The organism is Anoxybacteroides tepidamans, assembly GCF_014201465.1.
Lineage (GTDB): Bacteria > Bacillota > Bacilli > Bacillales > Anoxybacillaceae > Anoxybacteroides > Anoxybacteroides tepidamans.
Window position 1 is genome coordinate 1 of record NZ_JACHEP010000048.1, and the last position, 2,359, is coordinate 2,359.

The window sequence follows — 2,359 nt, forward strand, 5'->3', positions numbered from 1 at the left end:
TCTGGAAGCGGTGTTGTTCGGTCACCCGACAGTCGAAACATACCGATTACTCCATAAAAGACGAAAACGTTAAAGTTCCAAATTGCATTTATATAAAAAATACAGAAAAGCTAGAAATAGAGTCATCTCAACTGGTTTTTATTGGCTAATCAACACGCCTAGCATGAAATATTTTTTCAAAAATAGTATTGACATTCGTAATACATATATGTTAGATTATAAAGGCCGTCGTTGATAGGTGACGCGGTAAATGAAAAACAAAAAAGTTATTGACAATCAAAAAGTCCCTCACTATAATTAAAAACAGTCAGAATATGATATTTGTTTCGTAATATGAATATAGGCAAGGGGAATGAGTTTTTGCTTTTGCCATTCCGCAATAGCTCAGCGGTAGAGCAACCGGCTGTTAACCGGTAGGTCGTAGGTTCGAATCCTACTTGCGGAGCCATTGGAGAAGTACCCAAGTGGCTGAAGGGGACGGTTTGCTAAACCGTTAGGTCGTGTTTTTACGGCGCGCGGGTTCAAATCCCGCCTTCTCCGCCACTTTGAGATATAATGATAATTTGGCCCGTTGGTCAAGTGGTTAAGACACCGCCCTTTCACGGCGGTAACACGGGTTCGAATCCCGTACGGGTCATCGGCTGTTTGTGGGGGGATGGTTATATAAAAACACCGTCTCCTATTTTGTTCGGCTATGGAAGATTAGTTCAGCCGGGAGAATCCTTATCTTCGATATGTTTTGAGCATGTGGTCCCGTAGTGTAGTGGTTAACATGCCTGCCTGTCACGCAGGAGATCGCGGGTTCAAGTCCCGTCGGGACCGCCATAACTATTTTTATGGTTTGTTTGTTGCCGAATTATAGTGTAACAACTAATACTGAGTCAATGTCGAAATTATTCCGTGGATTTCTTTCGGAAATTCCCAAAATAATTTCTGCGGTGCTAATTATACAAAGCGTTTCATTATGTTTTTAAATCGTAATATCAATATCGGAATATTCCCTGAATTTCCTAATAGAAATTCGAGAATGTTCCTTAAGTGATTTGCGAATTTAGTCATTGTCGACGATATTTCGCAAAATTTCCTTCAGAAATTTTTCCAAATATCGTCTTGCGGTGTTAGTTCATGAAGTTGTATCAATGGGCTATAGCCAAGCGGTAAGGCAACGGACTTTGACTCCGTGATGCGCTGGTTCGAATCCAGCTAGCCCAGCCACTATATTTTGTGAAACGAGCCATTAGCTCAGTAGGTAGAGCATCTGACTTTTAATCAGAGGGTCGGAGGTTCGAGTCCTCCATGGCTCACTTTTGCGGGTGTGGCGGAATTGGCAGACGCACCAGACTTAGGATCTGGCGCCTCACGGCGTGGGGGTTCAAGTCCCTCCACCCGCACCAGTCGAATTATGCGGTCGTGGCGGAATGGCAGACGCGCTAGGTTGAGGGCCTAGTGGGGGCAACCCCGTGGAGGTTCAAGTCCTCTCGGCCGCATAAAAATGTTTGCGTTAAACAACAGAAATATGTTATATTAAAAAATAGTCACATTTTTGCGCTCGTAGCTCAATTGGATAGAGCATCTGACTACGGATCAGAAGGTTAGGGGTTCGAATCCTCTCGAGCGCGCCATTATAGCGGGAAGTAGCTCAGCTTGGTAGAGCACATGGTTTGGGACCATGGGGTCGCAGGTTCGAATCCTGTCTTCCCGATCACCCATACCCAACATAAAATACTTGCCGGTGTAGTTTAGTGGTAAAACCTCAGCCACGAGCGACACATCGGTGAATAAGTTGCGAGTTGCCTCGACGCATCGAACTTCTTAAGAAAAGGCTAGTAGAGAAAGAGACATGAAAAAGGCGTAGCAGAGACTAAGTGAAGGAGTTAAGTATAAATGCGGGTGTAGTTTAGTGGTAAAACCTCAGCCTTCCAAGCTGATGTCGTGGGTTCGATTCCCATCACCCGCTCCACTATGTTCTTTGAAAACTGAACAAAACGAAGCGTCCTCGTCGATTGAATGACGAGTAATTGATATGAGTATGGAATAAAACTTTCAATGGAGAGTTTGATCCTGGCTCAGGACGAACGCTGGCGGCGTGCCTAATACATGCAAGTCGAGCGGACCGAATGGAAGCTTGCTTCTGTTTGGTTAGCGGCGGACGGGTGAGTAACACGTGGGCAACCTGCCCGTAAGACCGGGATAACTTCGGGAAACCGGAGCTAATACCGGATAACACCGAAGACCGCATGGTCTTTGGTTGAAAGGCGGCATTAGCTGTCACTTACGGATGGGCCCGCGGCGCATTAGCTAGTTGGTGAGGTAACGGCTCACCAAGGCGACGATGCGTAGCCGACCTGAGAGGGTGATC

General features: G+C 45.9%; 11 tRNA genes and 1 rRNA gene. All 12 read left to right on the forward strand.

Going from position 1 to position 2,359, the window contains the following annotated elements:
• The first annotated feature begins 373 nt into the window (after window positions 1–373).
• Window positions 374–448, forward strand: a tRNA-Asn gene (locus HNQ34_RS17170).
• A gap of 2 nt (window positions 449–450) precedes the next feature.
• Window positions 451–543 (forward strand) — tRNA-Ser (locus HNQ34_RS17175).
• A gap of 22 nt (window positions 544–565) precedes the next feature.
• A tRNA-Glu gene (locus HNQ34_RS17180) sits at window positions 566–637 on the forward strand.
• 112 nt (window positions 638–749) lie between these two features.
• Window positions 750–825 (forward strand) — tRNA-Asp (locus HNQ34_RS17185).
• Between the two features lie 315 nt (window positions 826–1,140).
• Window positions 1,141–1,215, forward strand: a tRNA-Gln gene (locus tag HNQ34_RS17190).
• Between the two features lie 16 nt (window positions 1,216–1,231).
• A tRNA-Lys gene (locus tag HNQ34_RS17195) sits at window positions 1,232–1,304 on the forward strand.
• 5 nt (window positions 1,305–1,309) lie between these two features.
• A tRNA-Leu gene (locus HNQ34_RS17200) sits at window positions 1,310–1,394 on the forward strand.
• 10 nt (window positions 1,395–1,404) lie between these two features.
• Window positions 1,405–1,487: transfer RNA gene (locus tag HNQ34_RS17205), tRNA-Leu, on the forward strand.
• Window positions 1,488–1,545: 58 nt separating this feature from the next.
• A tRNA-Arg gene (locus HNQ34_RS17210) sits at window positions 1,546–1,622 on the forward strand.
• A 6-nt stretch (window positions 1,623–1,628) separates the two neighbouring features.
• Window positions 1,629–1,702 (forward strand) — tRNA-Pro (locus HNQ34_RS17215).
• Window positions 1,703–1,886: 184 nt separating this feature from the next.
• Window positions 1,887–1,960, forward strand: a tRNA-Gly gene (locus tag HNQ34_RS17220).
• Between the two features lie 83 nt (window positions 1,961–2,043).
• Window positions 2,044–2,359, forward strand: a 16S ribosomal RNA gene (locus tag HNQ34_RS17225); the annotation flags it as partial.